This is a genomic window from Bhargavaea cecembensis (assembly GCF_000826125.2).
In the GTDB taxonomy this organism is placed as follows: Bacteria; Bacillota; Bacilli; order Bacillales_A; family Planococcaceae; genus Bhargavaea; species Bhargavaea cecembensis_B.
The window spans coordinates 1,497,895-1,512,522 of sequence record NZ_LN651373.1; the positions used below are offsets into that span (position 1 = coordinate 1,497,895).

Annotated in this window: 16 protein-coding genes; 4 read left to right on the forward strand and 12 right to left on the reverse strand. The window is 57.4% G+C overall.

Annotation, left to right across the window (positions count from 1 at the left end; all coding sequences use genetic code 11):
- Nucleotides 1-39: 39 nt before the first annotated feature.
- Together parC and parE are read right to left on the reverse strand one after the other, a co-directional pair.
- Nucleotides 40-2,481 carry a DNA topoisomerase IV subunit A gene (gene parC, locus BN1189_RS12840; protein ID WP_040228616.1) on the reverse strand — a complete coding sequence of 814 codons (2,442 nt, stop codon included), beginning with the start codon at nt 2,479-2,481 and terminating at the stop codon, nt 40-42.
- Entirely contained in the window at nt 2,478-4,451 is a 1,974-nt protein-coding gene (gene parE / locus BN1189_RS12845; protein ID WP_040228617.1) for a DNA topoisomerase IV subunit B, read from the reverse strand. Before parE ends, parC begins: the two co-directional genes overlap by 4 nt.
- A 279-nt stretch (nt 4,452-4,730) precedes the next feature.
- Here parE and plsY point away from each other — a divergent pair, with 279 nt between their 5' ends.
- Together plsY and BN1189_RS12855 are read left to right on the forward strand one after the other, a co-directional pair.
- The gene (plsY, locus tag BN1189_RS12850) at nt 4,731-5,333 is read left to right on the forward strand and encodes a glycerol-3-phosphate 1-O-acyltransferase PlsY (protein WP_040228618.1); all 603 of its coding nucleotides are present in this window, start codon (nt 4,731-4,733) and stop codon (nt 5,331-5,333) included.
- A 38-nt stretch (nt 5,334-5,371) separates the two neighbouring features.
- The gene (locus BN1189_RS12855) at nt 5,372-5,662 is read left to right on the forward strand and encodes a HesB/YadR/YfhF family protein (protein ID WP_040228619.1); all 291 of its coding nucleotides are present in this window, start codon (nt 5,372-5,374) and stop codon (nt 5,660-5,662) included.
- A 12-nt stretch (nt 5,663-5,674) separates the two neighbouring features.
- Here the strand turns inward: BN1189_RS12855 and BN1189_RS12860 are convergent, their stop codons facing one another.
- From BN1189_RS12860 to acnA, 3 genes are all read right to left on the reverse strand, one after another.
- Nucleotides 5,675-5,995 (reverse strand): hypothetical protein, encoded by a 321-nt coding sequence (locus BN1189_RS12860; RefSeq protein WP_040228620.1) that lies wholly within the window; start codon nt 5,993-5,995, stop codon nt 5,675-5,677.
- On the reverse strand, nt 5,995-6,420 hold the full coding sequence (locus BN1189_RS12865; protein ID WP_040228621.1) for an acyl-CoA thioesterase: 426 nt from the start codon (nt 6,418-6,420) through the stop codon (nt 5,995-5,997). The genes BN1189_RS12860 and BN1189_RS12865 overlap by 1 nt, the downstream gene beginning before the upstream one ends.
- Before the next feature lie 576 nt (nt 6,421-6,996).
- Nucleotides 6,997-9,711, reverse strand: a complete 2,715-nt coding sequence (gene acnA, locus BN1189_RS12870) for an aconitate hydratase AcnA (protein ID WP_040228622.1) — start codon at nt 9,709-9,711, stop codon at nt 6,997-6,999.
- Nucleotides 9,712-10,190: 479 nt separating this feature from the next.
- On the opposite strand from acnA, the gene BN1189_RS12875 reads away from it, so the two are divergent.
- Complete coding sequence (locus BN1189_RS12875; protein ID WP_040228623.1) at nt 10,191-10,442, forward strand: GlsB/YeaQ/YmgE family stress response membrane protein; 252 nt, start codon at nt 10,191-10,193, stop codon at nt 10,440-10,442.
- 42 nt (nt 10,443-10,484) lie between these two features.
- On the opposite strand, the gene BN1189_RS12880 is transcribed toward BN1189_RS12875, so the two are convergent.
- The 5 genes from BN1189_RS12880 to BN1189_RS12900 all read right to left on the reverse strand — a co-directional run bounded on the left by BN1189_RS12880 (nt 10,485) and on the right by BN1189_RS12900 (nt 12,594).
- Entirely contained in the window at nt 10,485-11,165 is a 681-nt protein-coding gene (locus BN1189_RS12880) for a lytic transglycosylase domain-containing protein (RefSeq protein ID WP_040228624.1), read from the reverse strand.
- Between the two features lie 45 nt (nt 11,166-11,210).
- Nucleotides 11,211-11,807: an SCO family protein gene (locus BN1189_RS12885; protein WP_040228625.1), complete on the reverse strand. Its 597-nt coding sequence runs from the start codon at nt 11,805-11,807 to the stop codon at nt 11,211-11,213.
- A 102-nt stretch (nt 11,808-11,909) separates the two neighbouring features.
- Complete coding sequence (locus BN1189_RS12890; protein ID WP_082194264.1) at nt 11,910-12,038, reverse strand: YvrJ family protein; 129 nt, start codon at nt 12,036-12,038, stop codon at nt 11,910-11,912.
- Nucleotides 12,039-12,104: 66 nt separating this feature from the next.
- Nucleotides 12,105-12,323, reverse strand: a complete 219-nt coding sequence (locus BN1189_RS12895) for a DUF2922 domain-containing protein (RefSeq protein ID WP_040228626.1) — start codon at nt 12,321-12,323, stop codon at nt 12,105-12,107.
- Nucleotides 12,324-12,375: 52 nt separating this feature from the next.
- Nucleotides 12,376-12,594, reverse strand: coding sequence for a DUF1659 domain-containing protein (locus BN1189_RS12900; RefSeq protein WP_040228628.1), 219 nt, complete (start codon nt 12,592-12,594; stop codon nt 12,376-12,378).
- A gap of 113 nt (nt 12,595-12,707) precedes the next feature.
- On the opposite strand from BN1189_RS12900, the gene BN1189_RS12905 reads away from it, so the two are divergent.
- On the forward strand, nt 12,708-13,136 hold the full coding sequence (locus BN1189_RS12905) for a DUF2621 family protein (RefSeq protein WP_040228630.1): 429 nt from the start codon (nt 12,708-12,710) through the stop codon (nt 13,134-13,136).
- Between the two features lie 633 nt (nt 13,137-13,769).
- On the opposite strand, the gene BN1189_RS12915 is transcribed toward BN1189_RS12905, so the two are convergent.
- Nucleotides 13,770-14,288 carry a CcdC family protein gene (locus BN1189_RS12915; protein ID WP_052455851.1) on the reverse strand — a complete coding sequence of 173 codons (519 nt, stop codon included), beginning with the start codon at nt 14,286-14,288 and terminating at the stop codon, nt 13,770-13,772.
- On the reverse strand, nt 14,278-14,610 hold the full coding sequence (locus BN1189_RS12920; protein WP_040228632.1) for a thioredoxin family protein: 333 nt from the start codon (nt 14,608-14,610) through the stop codon (nt 14,278-14,280). Before BN1189_RS12920 ends, BN1189_RS12915 begins: the two co-directional genes overlap by 11 nt.
- Nucleotides 14,611-14,628 lie beyond the last annotated feature (18 nt).

Sequence of the window (14,628 nt, forward strand, 5' to 3'; positions counted from 1 at the left end):
GTGCAGGGAGCCGGATCGGCTCTGCTGCACGGGCATTGCTTATTCTTCTTTCGTTTCCATGTCGATGGCCGGATAGACGGCCACCACTTCGCCGTCCTCTTTCTGGTCGACGGCGAAGCTGCCGTTCGAATACCGGTCGGCGAGACGATAGGCGCCCGGATCCACCGCGATCCGCTTGTCCTTGTCGGTCAAAAGGATGACCGGTTCGCCTTTCCTCGCCGGAGCGACGCCTGCGATCCGGTGAGGATTTGATTTCAGTTCCTTCAGGCAGACGAGCCCCCGCTTGGCGCGGGAAGACAACTCGAATTCGGAGACCGGCATCTTCTTCACGGCGCCCCGGTGCGTGGCCAGGAGCAGGGCATCTTCATCCCCCGCATTTTGGATGACCGCAGAAACGACCCGGTCCCCGTCTTTCAGATTGATGCCTTTGACGCCGGCTGTCCGGACGCCGGTTTCCGTCACTTCGGAGACTGGGAACCGGAGACCGTAGGCCAGGTTCGTGAACAAGAGGATCTCTCCGTCGGCCTTTACCTGGTGGACGGATTGCAGAGTGTCCCCTTTCTTCAGGGAGACAGCCTTGTACGATCGGCCGTAGCGCTGCACCTTGAAGTCCGCGAGTGCCGAACGCTTCACGAATCCGTTCTCCGTGACTGTCAGGATGCCCGCGCCTTCCTCTTCGAATGAACCGACCCCGAAGGCCGCAATGACTTCCTCGTCCGCAGCGAGCGGAACGATGCTGGAAATATGCTGTCCGAGATCCTTCCACCGGATGTCCGGCAGCTCATGAACCGGCTGGAAGATGTAATTGCCTCCGGAAGTGAACAGGAGGATCGCCTGCTGGGTGTTGAGCGTGCCGCCGAACAGCAGCCGGTCCGACTCCTTCATCTCGAGATCCCTGCCGCCCGAGGCGCCGTACGAGCGAAGGCCCGTCCGTTTCAGGTAGCCGTCCTTCGTCACCGTGACGACGACGTCCTCGCTCGGGATGAGAAGGTCCATATCAAGCCGGATCTCCTCGATCTCATCTTCGATGACCGAACGTCTCGGCTCGGCAAATCTCTTCCGGATGTCCTTCAGTTCGTTCTTGATCACGCGGAACAGTTTCTTCTCGGAGCCGAGTATGCCCGTCAGTTCTTCGATGAGCGCATTCAGCTCCTGCTGCTCGCGCTGCAGTTCGGTGATGTCCGTGTTCGTCAGCCGGTAAAGCTGGAGGGAGACGATCGCCTCCGCCTGCGCCTCCGAAAAGCCGAATGCGCTGATGAGGTTCTTCTTGGCATCCCGCTTGTCCTCGGACGCCCGGATCGTCCGGATCACCTCGTCGAGGATCGACAGGGCCTTCATCAGTCCCTCGACGATATGAAGGCGGTCTTTCGCGCGGAGCAGGTCATATTCGGACCGCTTCGTGATGACGTCCTTCCGGTGGCCGATGTACGCGTCCAGCAGCATGCCGAGCGACATGAGCTTCGGACGCCGGCCCTCGATGGCGATCATGTTGAAGTTGTAGTTCACCTGCAGGTCCGTGTTCTTGAACAAATACTGGAGGATGCCTTCCCCCGCGATGTCCTTTTTCAGTTCGACCACGATCCGGAGGCCGGTCCGGTCGGATTCATCCCTCACTTCGGAAATGCCTTCAAGCTTCCGGTCGAGCCGCAGTTCGTCGATCTTCTTCACGAGATTGGCCTTGTTCACGTCATACGGGATTTCCGTGACGACGATCTGTTCCTTGCCGCCCCGCAGCTGCTCGATTTCCGTCTTCGCCCGGATGACGATTTTGCCGCGGCCGGTCTCATAGGCTTTCCGGATGCCGTCCGCCCCCTGGATGATGCCGCCGGTCGGGAAGTCCGGTCCTCTCAGGACGGTCATGAGCTCGTCGGTCGAGACAGCCGGGTTGTCGATCCTCATCAGGACCGCATCGATCACTTCGTGGAGGGCATGCGGCGGGATGTCCGTCGCGTATCCGGCGGCGATCCCGGTCGAGCCGTTCACGAGCAGGTTCGGCAGGCGCGCCGGCAGGACGGTCGGTTCCGTTTCATTGTCATCATAGTTCGGAATGAACTCGACGGTCCGCTTGCCGATGTCACCGAGCATTTCCGATGCGATCGCCGACAGCCGGGCTTCCGTATACCGCATCGCCGCGGCCGGATCCCCGTCGAGCGATCCGTTGTTCCCGTGCATTTCGATGAGCGGGTGGCGGAGCTTCCAGTCCTGGCTCATCCGCACCATCGCTTCATAGACGGACGAATCGCCGTGCGGGTGATAGTTCCCGATGACGTTCCCGACCGTCTTTGCGGATTTCCGGAACGGCTTGTCGTGGGTGTTGCCTTCCTGGTGCATGGCGAAGAGGATGCGCCGCTGGACCGGCTTCAGGCCGTCACGCGCGTCCGGCAGTGCCCGGTCCTGGATGATGTATTTGCTGTAGCGTCCGAATCGGTCGCCGATCACTTCTTCAAGCGGCAGATCCTGATATTGTCCGGTTTCTGTCATGCCAGATCCTCCTCAGCCGTCAGGAATTCATTTTCGAGGATGCTTTCCCCGTCTTCCATGCCGAAGTCGACATTATCTTCGATCCATTTCCTGCGCGGGTCGACTTTGTCGCCCATGAGCGTCGTCACCCGGCGCTCGGATTTGGCTCCGTCTTCGATCGTCACCCGGATGAGTGTCCGGCTTTCGGGGTTCATCGTCGTCTCCCACAGCTGGTCGGCGTTCATCTCCCCGAGGCCTTTATAACGCTGCAGCATATAGCCTTTGCCGATTTTTTGGATGGCGCCGTCAAGTTCGGCCTCCGTCCAGGCGTATTCGATCTTCTCTTTTTTGCCGGCACCTTTTGATACCTTGAAGAGCGGCGGAAGCGCGATATATACCTTGCCTGCTTCGATCAGCGGCTTCATGTAGCGGTAGAAGAACGTCAGGAGCAGCACCTGGATGTGCGCGCCGTCGGTATCCGCGTCGGTCATGATGACGACTTTGTCGTAGGCGATGTCTTCGATCGTGAAATCGGCGCCCACTCCGCCGCCGATCGCATGGATGATCGTCGAAATCTCCTCATTTTTCATGATATCTTCAAGCTTCGCTTTTTCCGTGTTGATGACTTTGCCCCGCAGCGGCAGGATCGCCTGGAATGTGCGGTCCCTTCCCTGCTTGGCGGAACCGCCGGCGGAGTCGCCCTCGACGAGATACAGCTCGTTCTTCGCCGCGTTGCGCGACTGGGCCGGTGTCAGCTTGCCGGACAGCAGCGTCTCAGAACGCTTGCGCTTTTTGCCGGTGCGGGCATCTTCCCGCGCCTTCCGCGCCGCTTCCCTCGCCTGCTGCGCCCTCACCGCCTTGCGGACGAGCGTCGCGGACAGCTCGGCGTTCTCTTCCAGGAAGTAAAGCAGCTTCTGCGAAACGATCGCATCGGTCACCGTCCGCGCCTCGCTCGTGCCAAGCTTGCTCTTCGTCTGGCCCTCGAACTGAAGCACCGCTTCCGGGATCCGGACGGAAATGATCGCCGAAATCCCTTCACGGATATCCGATCCGTCAAGGTTCTTGTCTTTCGGCTTCAAGAGGCCTGCTTTGCGGCCGTATTCATTGAACACCCTCGTCATCGCGGACTTGACGCCGGTTTCGTGCGTTCCGCCGTCCTTCGTCCGGACATTATTGACGAACGACAAGATCGTCTCGGAGTAGCCGTCGGTGAACTGGAAAGCAAACTCCAGCTCGATCCCATCCTGCTCCCCTTCGATATAGGCGACTTCGTGGAGCGTGTCTTTTTCTTCATTGAGATAATGAACGAACGCCTCGATGCCCGTCTCGTAATGGAAGGCATCCGATTTGCCGTTTTCCTCGTCCTCCAGGGTGATTTTGAGCCCTTTGAGGAGGAAGGCCGACTCACGGAGACGCTCGCTCAGAGTTTCATAATTGTATTTGACTGTGGAGAAGATGGACGGATCCGGCTTGAAGTGGATCAGCGTCCCGTGTTCCCTCGTCTTTCCGATCATTTCGAGTGTCGTCACGGCATGGCCGCCGTGCTCGAACCGCTGGCGGAATTTCTGCCCGTCTTTGAAGACGGTCACTTCCAGCCATTCGGAGAGCGCGTTGACGACGGATGCGCCGACGCCGTGCAGCCCGCCGCTCGTCTTGTAGCCGCCCTGTCCGAACTTGCCGCCTGCGTGCAGGACGGTCAGGATGACTTCGGTCGTCGGCTTGCCGGTGCTGTGCATCCCGGTCGGCATGCCCCGCCCGTGGTCGCGGACGCTGACGCTGCCGTCTGCATGGACGGTAACGTTGATCTCTTCGCCGAAGCCGGCAAGTGCTTCGTCGACCGCATTGTCGACAATCTCATAGACAAGGTGATGAAGACCCCGTGAATCGGTCGAGCCGATATACATGCCGGGCCGTTTCCGGACGGCATCGAGGCCTTCGAGTACCTGGATCGATTCGTCATTGTATGTGCTGAGTTCATTGATCTTTGTCAAAGGTACGCCCCCATCAAACGTTTGTTCGCTTTTTATTTAATCGTAATCGTTTTTCCGGAGCCTGTCAAACCGCCGGTCTCCGGAACTCCCGGTCTTCATTGTAGAACACCGGAGCGCTCCGTGGCAATGTCCTCCGCTGTCCGTGTTGCTTGGACAGGCGTTCCGGAAGCGGACGGGCGGCGGGAAAAACCGCCCGCCGGTCATTGTACGGAGCCGGCCGTTAAGGTAAACTGATAGTGCCTTCTTAACACCTACTACTAACCAAAGAGGTGCCGTTTTATGCAGACTGCAGTATTGCTGCTGATCGCTTACCTGCTCGGATCGATTCCGGCGGGCCTGTGGATCGGCAAGCTGTTCTTCCATACGGACATCCGGGAATCCGGAAGCGGGAACCTCGGGGCGACGAACTCGTTCCGGGTTCTCGGAAAAAAAGCCGGAATCGCCGTCACCCTGATCGATATCCTCAAAGGGACGGCCGCCGTCCTTCTCCTTCATCTGCCGGCTTTCCAGGATGCCGGCATTCATCCGCTGACACTCGGGATTGCGGCCGTTGTCGGCCATATGTTCCCGGTGTTCGCCCGGTTCCGCGGCGGCAAGGCGGTGGCGACTTCCGGCGGGGTGATCCTCGGCTACAGCTGGCCGTTCTTCCTCGTGCTGATCGCTTCGTTCCTGATCGTGCTCAAGCTGACGAAGATCGTCTCGCTCACGTCGATGGCGATGGGCGCTGTCGGTCTCATTTATGCGACCGTCAACTATTTCCTGACCGGTGACTTGTACCTGCTCGTCGTCATCGTTCTCCTGACCGCTTTCATCTTTTACCGCCACCGGGCGAATATCGGCCGGATCAAGGCGGGAACCGAGCCAAAGGTGAAGTGGCTCTAGTATACTGGGTGGCAGAAGACCGAAAGGCGGTGTGACGGTTGGAGATCACGATCACTGATGAAGCGCTCCGCTGGTTCCGCGACGAGATGGACATCGGGCCCGGGGATAATGTCCGGTTCCGTGTCCGCTACGGCGGTGCCGGCCTGCAGCCCGGGTTCTCGCTCGGCCTGTCGGGCGATGCGCCGGAATCGCCGGCTGCCAGCACAAAGCAAGGTGACGTCACCTTTTTCGTCGAAGATGACGATGAGTGGTATTTTGACGGCCATGACCTGGTCGTCGGCTACGATGAACAGCTGGATGAACCTGAATACCGCTACGAAAAAGCGTGAGCCGTCAGAAGCTCACGCTTTTTCCTGTCTTTCTTCCAGTTTGAACCGCCGGATCAGGTCATGCCGCCCTTCGGCTTTCAGGATCTCGTATTCCCGTTCACCGAACAGGTCGAAGTGCGGAAACTGCTCTTTGTGATCGATCCATTCAGGTCTGAGCCCGTACTGCCTTCCCCACTCCGTCAGCCGGCCGATGTCGGCGCAACCGGCTTTCGTGACGGTTTTGCATCCCGGGAAGCGGTCATCGAGCCAGTAATGGGTCAGAAGCGCGACTTCCCCGTTGCTCACCGCCGCTTTCCACGCATTCAGCTCTTCCCGCTTGATGCCGAATGCCATCAGTCGGTTCCTTTTGCGATCTCAACGTACTTCGCTTCCCATTCCGGGTCGACTTTTCTGAGCGCCACCGGGCGGAATGTGTCTTTATGGACGAGTGTGTGGACCGACTTGCCGGTCGCCGCGATCGTGCCGTCCGGATGTGCAATCTCGTACCCGTACGTGGTCCGCAGTCTCCCGTGGTGTTCGATCCATGTGCGGATGACGGCGGTGTCCCCGTAGCGCATCGGCTGCTTGTATGAGACGTTCAAGTCGATGACGGGCGACAGATAGCCCTTCTCTTCGAGCCCCGCATAGGAGAACCCGATATCTGAAATGAGGGCGCTACGGCCGATCTCCATCCAGATCAGATAGTTCGCGTGGTAGACGACGCCCATCTGGTCGGTTTCGGCGTATCGCACGTCCACGGATGTTTCACTTATGTACATGATTCCTTCACCTCTTTTCCATTATAACGGAAACGGCCTGCCGGCGCGCGGACGGCGGGCCGGGGGCTTGGTGTGTGAGTGAAAGTGTGACGCTTCGTGCCGGCGGATGGCTTTGGCCGTGGACTCTGCTCTTCGCTGACGCTCCGGAGCGGATTCCACGGCGTCGCCTTCCGCATCGGCACTGTCGCTTCAACCGGTTCTTTCCAAAATGGTGGCGCAGCGCACAGCCTGCGCCGGTTTATCGAGTGTATGAGCAAAGTGTGTGACGCTCTGTGCCGGCGGATGGCTTCGATGGGTCAGGGGTTTCGAAACGTTAATTAGCTAGGTTGAGACGTTAATTAGCCGAGCTGAAACGTTAATTAGCCGAGCTGAGACGTTAATTAGCGGAGCTGAAACGTTAATTAGCTAAGGAGGCAGACGCAATCCTTCGTCACACGGCCTTCTCCCCACTCCCGCGGCTTCTTGACGGAAGCCCGGATTTCCTTTGCCGCCCCAATCTATTGGACAGTATTCCCAAACAACGCAAAAAAACAGCCGGGAGGGTCATGCCCTTCCGGCTGTTTTGCTTTGTATGGATCAGTTGTTTTTCAGCTTGTCGCGGAGGACCATCTGAAGGATGCCGCCGTTGCGGTAGTAGTCGACTTCCACTTCGGAGTCGAAACGGGCAAGGGCCTGGAATTCCTTGACGGAGCCGTCCGGCGATTTTGCCGTGACCGTCAGGATGTCGCGAGGCTTCACGTCGTCGGTAAGGTTGACGCTGATTTCCTCTTCGCCTGTCAGGCCGAGGGATTCCACGCTTTCGCCTTTCGCGAACTGGAGCGGCAGAACGCCCATCATGACGAGGTTCGAACGGTGGATCCGCTCGTAGCTTTCGGCGATGACGGTGCGGATGCCGAGAAGGCTTGTGCCTTTCGCAGCCCAGTCGCGGGAAGAGCCCATGCCGTAGTCTTTGCCTGCGAGAATGACGAGGCCTGTGCCGTCTTCCTGGTATTTCATGGCCGCATCATAGATCGGCATGATTTCTTTGTTCGGCCAGTAGGTCGTGAAGCCGCCTTCCGTGCCTTTTGCGATCTGGTTGCGGATCCGGATGTTTGCGAATGTGCCGCGCATCATGACTTCGTGGTTCCCGCGGCGGGAGCCGTACGAGTTGAAGTAGCGCGGTTCCACGCCATGTTCGCGCAGGTATTTGCCGGCCGGCGTGTCTTTGCCGATCGCCCCTGCAGGAGAAATGTGGTCGGTCGTGATGGAATCGCCGAATTTCCCGATCACGCGGAGGCTGGAAAGGGTTTCGATCGGGCTCGCTTCTCTCGAGAGTCCTTCGAAGAACGGCGGATTCTGGATGTATGTCGAATTTTCGTCGAAGTCATACAGGGAATCGTCCGTCGTTTCGATGGCGTTCCAGCGTTCGTTTTCCGTGAAGACATGTTCGTATTCTTTGCGGAACAGGTCAGGCGTGACTGTTTTTTCGATCTCCGCCTTCACTTCCTCGGAAGTTGGCCAGATATCTTTCAGGTAGACGTCCGTGCCGTCCGTACCGCGGCCGATCGGCTCCTTGTCGAAGTCGATGACGACTTTGCCCGCCAGTGCGTAGGCCACGACGAGCGGAGGCGATGCCAGGTAGTTCGCTTTGACGAGCGGGTGGATCCGGCCTTCGAAGTTCCGGTTACCGGAAAGGACCGAAGAAACGAGCAGGTCGTTGTCCATGATCGTCTGTTCGATTTCCGGAAGGAGCGGACCGGAGTTCCCGATGCATGTCGTGCAGCCGTAGCCGACGAGGTTGAACCCGATTTCATCGAGGTACTTGTCGAGGCCGGCAGCCTGGAGGTAGCCGGTTACGACTTTCGAACCCGGTGCAAGCGATGTCTTGACATACGCAGGCGGGCGGATGCCGCGCTCAACCGCTTTTTTCGCGACGAGTCCGGCGCCGAGCATGACGTACGGGTTCGATGTGTTCGTGCAGGAAGTGATGGCTGCGATGGCGAGGTCGCCCGTCGTCATATCGACTGTGCGGCCGTCTTCGAATTCGATCGTGCCTTTCTTGTCGAATTCCTTTTCCGTGAGGCCGAAGCCCTGGTTGCCGGCAGGAGCCGTAACAGCCTTGATGAACTCTTCTTTCATCTGGGACATCGGAATGCGGTCCTGTGGCCGTTTAGGGCCGGAAAGGCTCGCTTCGATTGTCGCCAGGTCGAGCTCAACGACGTCTGTGTAGAACGGATCTTCCTTGTCCGGAGTGAAGAACATGTCGTTTTCTTCAAGGTATTTCTTCGTAACGGCGATGTGATCCTCGTCACGGCCGGTCAGGCGCATGTAGTTGAGAGCTTCCTCGTCAACCGGGAAGAAGCCGCAAGTTGCGCCGTACTCAGGTGCCATGTTGGCGATCGTCGCGCGGTCCGCAAGCGGGAGCTTCGAAACGCCGGGGCCGAAGAATTCGACGAATTTGCCGACGACGCCTTTTTCACGCAGAAGCTGCGTCACGCGGAGCGCGAGGTCGGTCGCGGTGGAGCCGTTCGGAAGTTCGCCTGTCAGCTTCACGCCGATGACTTCCGGAACCGGGAAGTACGACGGCTGGCCGAGCATGCCGGCTTCCGCTTCGATGCCGCCGACGCCCCAGCCGAGTACGCCGAGTCCGTTGATCATCGTCGTGTGGGAGTCCGTACCGACGAGGGAGTCCGGATACGTTTCGAACGTGCCGTCCTCGTTCTCGACTTCGTGGACGACGCTCGCGAGGTACTCCAGGTTGACCTGGTGGACAATCCCGGTGGCCGGTGGAACAGCGCGATAGTTGTCATAGGCCTTCTGTGCCCAGTTCAGGAACTGGTAACGCTCGGCGTTGCGCTCGAACTCGAGTTCCATGTTGGCGCGGAGCGCATCTTCGGTGCCATAGCGGTCAACCTGGACAGAGTGGTCGATGACGAGGTCAACCGGGATTTCCGGGTTGATCTTGTTGGCGTCCCCGCCCATATCGGCCATCGCCTGGCGCATCGACGCAAGGTCAACGACGACCGGAACACCGGTGAAGTCCTGAAGGATGACGCGGGAAGGCTTGAATGGAACTTCCGCGGCAGGATCGACATCCTTCCCCCATTTGGCAAGGTTGCCGACGTGATCTTCTTTGATTACATAGCCATCGTACTGGCGCAGAACGGATTCGAGCAGCACTTTGATGGAATAAGGCAGCCGGGAAACGTCTGCGATATTCGCATCCTGAAGAGCTGCAAGACGATAGAAGTTATACGTCTTGCCGTTCAGGTCGAACGACTGGCGGCTGTTGTGCAGATTGCTTTTAGCCATTGTTTTTCCTCCTCTGACTCTACTGAAAAGGTCGGATGGACCCACTTTTCACCCTTTCATCATATCGGATTGCAGATGATAAGTAAAATACATAATATCGATCGATGGACATAAGGAAATGCAATCAAGTGATCGCAATCAAGCCCGGCCGGATCACCGGCCGGGCCTGGTTTTCCCGTCAGTAAAATGTCAGAAAGTCAAAGGCGAGGGAGATGATGAACACCGAATGCACTGCAGCGAAAAGCAGACCGTGGCGATCAAGCATTCTCATTCGTTCTGTATCCATACGACCATCTCCTTTTCAAAGATTATAAAGGAAATCGCCTTTAATTTCAATACTGTAAATTTTCAGTTTTAAATTTTCTTCATTTTTATTTCGTGCGTTATTCCGGATATTATGTTTCGGTTCTGCACAAAATGGATATATCAAATACTGTAAGCGACATTAGTTAAAAACAAACAAAAGGAGTGGAAGCGACATGGGATTCATTTTGTATTTGATCGTCGGCGGAATCATCGGCTGGCTCGCAGGACTCATTCTTGGTAAAGACATCCCTGGCGGCATCATCGGCAACATCATTGCAGGGATCATCGGTGCGTGGGTCGGCGGCGCCCTCTTCGGAGACTGGGGCCCTGATCTTGGCGGGATTGCCATTGTACCGGCTCTGATTGGTGCAATCATCCTCGTGTTCATTGTGAGCTTTATCCTCAAAGCTATGCGCAAAGCATAATCCGAACGAAAAAAAGGACCTTGCGGGGTCCTTTTTTTGTGCTTATTCCAGTTCATCGACCCTTGCTTCGTAGTCTTCATAAAAGGCGATGACGTCTTTTACATACCGGTCGCTGTGGTTATAGCGGAACACGGCCTGTTCAATTTCCCCGTCCGCCGCTCCGTTCTCCGACAGATAGAAGGCTGCGCTGTAGATGGCATCTTTCAGATTGAACGGATCCGCCTTTCCGTCCCCGTCCGCATCAACCCCGTATCCCCCGTATTTCCTGATGACCTCGGGATCCGTTTTCTCTTCTTCCGGGATTTCCCCTTTTCCGAGACCCGAGCACGTCGGATGCTCCCAGCCGACCCACGTGCACGGCATGAACTGCATATGGCCCTCCGCGCCTGCCGGGGAAATGAGCGGATCCATCGTGCTGAACCGGGTCTCGACCCGGTGATGGGCCGCGAGGAGCGTCCAAGGGATCCCGTATGCGTCCGCCGCTTCCTTGTAGAGCGGAATGTAATTCTCCGGCACGTCGACATCAAACAGCCTGTCCGGCGCATGGAGCGCATACTCGTTCAGTTCCCGGATGCCCGGGAGTTCCCTCAGCCGGTCCCAGAACAAGGCGGTCATCACATAGAGCACCATCATCACCGGGATGAGGAGGATGGCAGCCGACAGGAAGCAGCCCCGTTTCCGGAGGCGCCGTTTCGGCTTTTTCGCTTTTCTTTTCCTGGCCATCGTGTCCCTCCCAATGGAAAGGGCCGGCACGCGCCGGCCCCCGGGTCATGACCCTTCTTTGATGAGTGCTTTCAGATCTTCCGTGATCTGGTCGAATGGAACGTCCTCAAATCCGCTGTAGCTTTTCACGGCGTGCCCTTCCTGATTGACGAGGAAGTACGAAGTGCCGTGGGTGACCTGATCGGAGTTCGGATCATCGATGACCGGCGTCTTGAAGGATTTCACCGCCATTTTGCCGATGTCTTCCTGGGTGTAGCCCGTCAGCATCTCCCATTTGGACTGATCCGCCACATCGTACATATCCAGGTATTCCTGCAGTGCCTCCGGGGTATCGTGTTCCGGATCGACACTGAACGAAACGATTTTGTAGTCCTCGATTCCTTCTTTCGCAATCCGGTCTTGAAGTTCCGCCATGTTGAACATCATCGGCGGGCAGACCGAATCACAGTTGGTGAAGACGAACTGCGCGAGCCAAGGCTTGCCCTCCAGATCCTCAAGGGATACTTTCTCATTGTGCTGGTTCGTAAATTCGAACGGCTCGACTTTCCAGTTGAAGTCCCCATTGAACTTGCCCGCATTGCATGCGCCTAGCAGCAGTGCCGCCATCAATGCAAAAGCCGTGAATGACAGGAGTTTTCTCATTATCTATGTCCGCCTCCCACATTTCTCGTCATTCCCCATCTTAGCGGATGGCCTTCTCCTGTTCAAGCTGCATGCGCCCCTTCTTTCCGACAATTTATTGTCCTATGACGCATTCATCGAAACCAGTGCATCATGGATGGCCACCAGTTTCGACTCCACACGGTGCATCAGATAAAACGATACGAAAATCGGAAATCCGAGATCCTGTATGAATGACATCCACTGTTCCATCGATGTGCCCTCCTTTCTCCCGATTCAAAAACGGGCCCTCCGGAGCGTTTCCGGAAGGCCCTGTTGTCACGCCATGATCAGATCGGTCACTTCGCGCGCGATGATGCGCGCGCTCTCCACTTCCGCCAGCGGATGCCCTTCCGCACCAAACGCGCCGGTTGAAATGACGGCCTCCATGCTCTCGCGCACTTCAGCCGCCGTCAGCCCCTCTTTCGGCTCGTCGACCGTCAGGCTCACTTTCTTTCCGCCGGACGTCAGGAAGCCCAGCTCCAATGTTTTCGTCATGCCTCTTCTCCCCCTTTCCCTTTATCCGTTTTCCGCCAGGTCATCAAGCCGGTCAAGCCATGATGAAGCCCGTCTCGATCTTGTCCGCCGAAACAAACGTGTATTCCGACAGGCCCCCGAGTGCCGTCACCACCTGCAGCAACTCCTCCGCGCTCGACTGTCCGGTGACGTTCCGGTAAGTCTTCGTCTTGCGGATCGGTTTCCCTTCGCCGTCCATGCCGGCGTCAAAGTAAAGCCGCACGGAGGCATCCTTGAATTCGATGCTCGCCATTTTGCATCCCCTCCTTTCACCCGTTACATAGAGGGTTTAGGCCGGAAGGATACCAGGGGATGAAATTTTTCGCCTTCCCCCTTATAATGAGAGAGAATCCAAAAGAGGTGAGAATGTTGCTCCAAGGCTGGTTCCTCTGGTTTATCCTGTTCTGGGTCGTCATCCTGGTCGGCCTGTTTGCCATCGGCGGCTTTTTCATGTTCCGCAAATTCCTGAAGGTGTTCCCGAAAGAAGACGGGAAATCCACGCTCGACTGGGAAGAATATTACGTGGATCGCTCCCTCAAGCTTTGGACGGCCGAGTCCAAGGAAATGCTCAATGAGCTCGTCGCCCCTGTCCCCGAGCTGTTCCGCCCGGTCGCGAAGCAGAAGATCGCGGGCAGGATCGGACAGATCGCGCTTGAGGAGAAGGCGAAGCGGATTGAGTTTGACCATATCATCCGCGGCTATATTCTTGCCACGCCGAAACGGGACCATAAATTCCTCCGCAAAAAGCTCGACGAGATGAAAATCGACATCCGCCCATATGAACAGCTGTTCTGATCATAATGAATGAAAGCCGCCGTCCCGTGTATGCAGGGCGGCGGCTTTTGTGTAATATTTTGAAGGTGTACAAAAGTGTTTGGGGAGGCGCAGTTCCTCGTGCGTTTTTCCGGAGGCGCGAAGGGCAGTTTCGAAGGCGCGTAACCGGTTTTCAGAGGTGCGTTTCTCCGGGCGGATTTTTCGGGGGCGCACGGAACGGTTTCAAAGGCGTAGTCCCGCTTTCCGGAGGCGCGTTTCCTCGGACGGATTTTTCGGGGGCGCGCGGGACGGTTTCAAAGGCGCAGTTCTGCTTTTCGGAGGCGCGTTTCCTCGGACGGATTTTTCAGAGGCGCAGTCCCGCTTTGCGGTCCTGGGCCGTCCGTGCGGGGAATTTTCGTGACCGCTCGAAGGCTTTTCGCGCCCGCATTTTCCATTCTCGCGCCCGCTCGGAGGCTTTTCGCGCCCGCTTCGGCCATTTTCGCGCCCGCAAGCCGGGAGGCCCGGATTCCCGCGTCCGCTTCACCCGCACTTCCGGTAGCTTTCCGGTCACCCTGTTCCCCATGACCATCGTGGTCCGCAGTCCCAAAATTACCTTATCCAAAGAAAAAAGGCGCAGATCGGTTTCTGCGCCTTTTTTCGATTCCGATTCAATTGTCAGGCAGCGAGCGATCGTTGCCGGTTCAGCTTCTGGAACTGGATATACATCGCGATGCGCCACGGGACGATCATGGCGAATGCCAGCAGGAAGAACATGCCGGCCAGTTCCCCGACATCGATCGAGCTGCTCAGGATGAGCTTTGCGACCACTCGGAAGATGAGCAGGCCGACGAGGATGAAGATGAACGCCTTCGACGGCTTCAGATAAATATCATCGCCGACCGTTTCGAACTTCGAGGTCTTGATGAGCACGATGGAAAACAGCAGGCCGACGAGCGCCGCCTCCAGGACATGTGCCCACGGAACCCGGAACGGCTCGAACAGGAACATGAGCGCTCCAGTGGACATCATGACCGGCGGCAGCAGAATCTTCCTGGCGCTCGCCGGACGCTTCGCCGATTTGGAGCGGACGATGAGCGCCATCGTCCCCATGAACGCGAAGGCGACCGTAGATCCGATGATCAGGACCGGCGCCGGCACTTCGTCGAACACCCAGTTGATCCAATCATTGATCATTGTAATCACCCGGGGCTTCGAGTTCATCCATGCGGCGCTTCAAATCCTCCATCGGCACGAACCGCGCAAAGCGGGCATATTCCCGGCCTTTCTTGAAGAGAAGCACGACGGGTGCAGAAAACAGCGAAAGCTGGCCTGCCAGTTCCGGCACACGGGCCGCATTTGCCCAGTGGAACGGGAATCCGTATTCTTCTTCCAGTGCGGCAACTTGCGGGAACAGCGCCTCGCAGACCGAGCAGTTGTCGGTCTTCACGAACAGAAGCAGCGTCTCCTCTTCCCCGAGGGCATCCAGCCAGCTGTCGAATGAAGTAATTTCCTCCATGGTGTTTCCCCTCTTTCC

What these genes read in the sequence shown, in the direction of transcription:
- parC (WP_040228616.1), bottom strand. Translation starts at nt 2,481, where the DNA reads ATGACAGAAACCGGACAATATCAGGATCTGCCGCTTGAAGAAGTGATC.
- plsY (WP_040228618.1), top strand. Translation starts at nt 4,731, where the DNA reads ATGCAGACTGCAGTATTGCTGCTGATCGCTTACCTGCTCGGATCGATT.
- BN1189_RS12860 (WP_040228620.1), bottom strand. Translation starts at nt 5,995, where the DNA reads ATGGCATTCGGCATCAAGCGGGAAGAGCTGAATGCGTGGAAAGCGGCG.
- BN1189_RS12865 (WP_040228621.1), bottom strand. Translation starts at nt 6,420, where the DNA reads ATGTACATAAGTGAAACATCCGTGGACGTGCGATACGCCGAAACCGAC.
- acnA (WP_040228622.1), bottom strand. Translation starts at nt 9,711, where the DNA reads ATGGCTAAAAGCAATCTGCACAACAGCCGCCAGTCGTTCGACCTGAAC.
- BN1189_RS12875 (WP_040228623.1), top strand. Translation starts at nt 10,191, where the DNA reads ATGGGATTCATTTTGTATTTGATCGTCGGCGGAATCATCGGCTGGCTC.
- BN1189_RS12880 (WP_040228624.1), bottom strand. Translation starts at nt 11,165, where the DNA reads ATGGCCAGGAAAAGAAAAGCGAAAAAGCCGAAACGGCGCCTCCGGAAA.
- BN1189_RS12885 (WP_040228625.1), bottom strand. Translation starts at nt 11,807, where the DNA reads ATGAGAAAACTCCTGTCATTCACGGCTTTTGCATTGATGGCGGCACTG.
- BN1189_RS12890 (WP_082194264.1), bottom strand. Translation starts at nt 12,038, where the DNA reads ATGGAACAGTGGATGTCATTCATACAGGATCTCGGATTTCCGATTTTC.
- BN1189_RS12895 (WP_040228626.1), bottom strand. Translation starts at nt 12,323, where the DNA reads ATGACGAAAACATTGGAGCTGGGCTTCCTGACGTCCGGCGGAAAGAAA.
- BN1189_RS12900 (WP_040228628.1), bottom strand. Translation starts at nt 12,594, where the DNA reads ATGGCGAGCATCGAATTCAAGGATGCCTCCGTGCGGCTTTACTTTGAC.
- BN1189_RS12905 (WP_040228630.1), top strand. Translation starts at nt 12,708, where the DNA reads ATGTTGCTCCAAGGCTGGTTCCTCTGGTTTATCCTGTTCTGGGTCGTC.
- BN1189_RS12915 (WP_052455851.1), bottom strand. Translation starts at nt 14,288, where the DNA reads ATGATCAATGATTGGATCAACTGGGTGTTCGACGAAGTGCCGGCGCCG.
- BN1189_RS12920 (WP_040228632.1), bottom strand. Translation starts at nt 14,610, where the DNA reads ATGGAGGAAATTACTTCATTCGACAGCTGGCTGGATGCCCTCGGGGAA.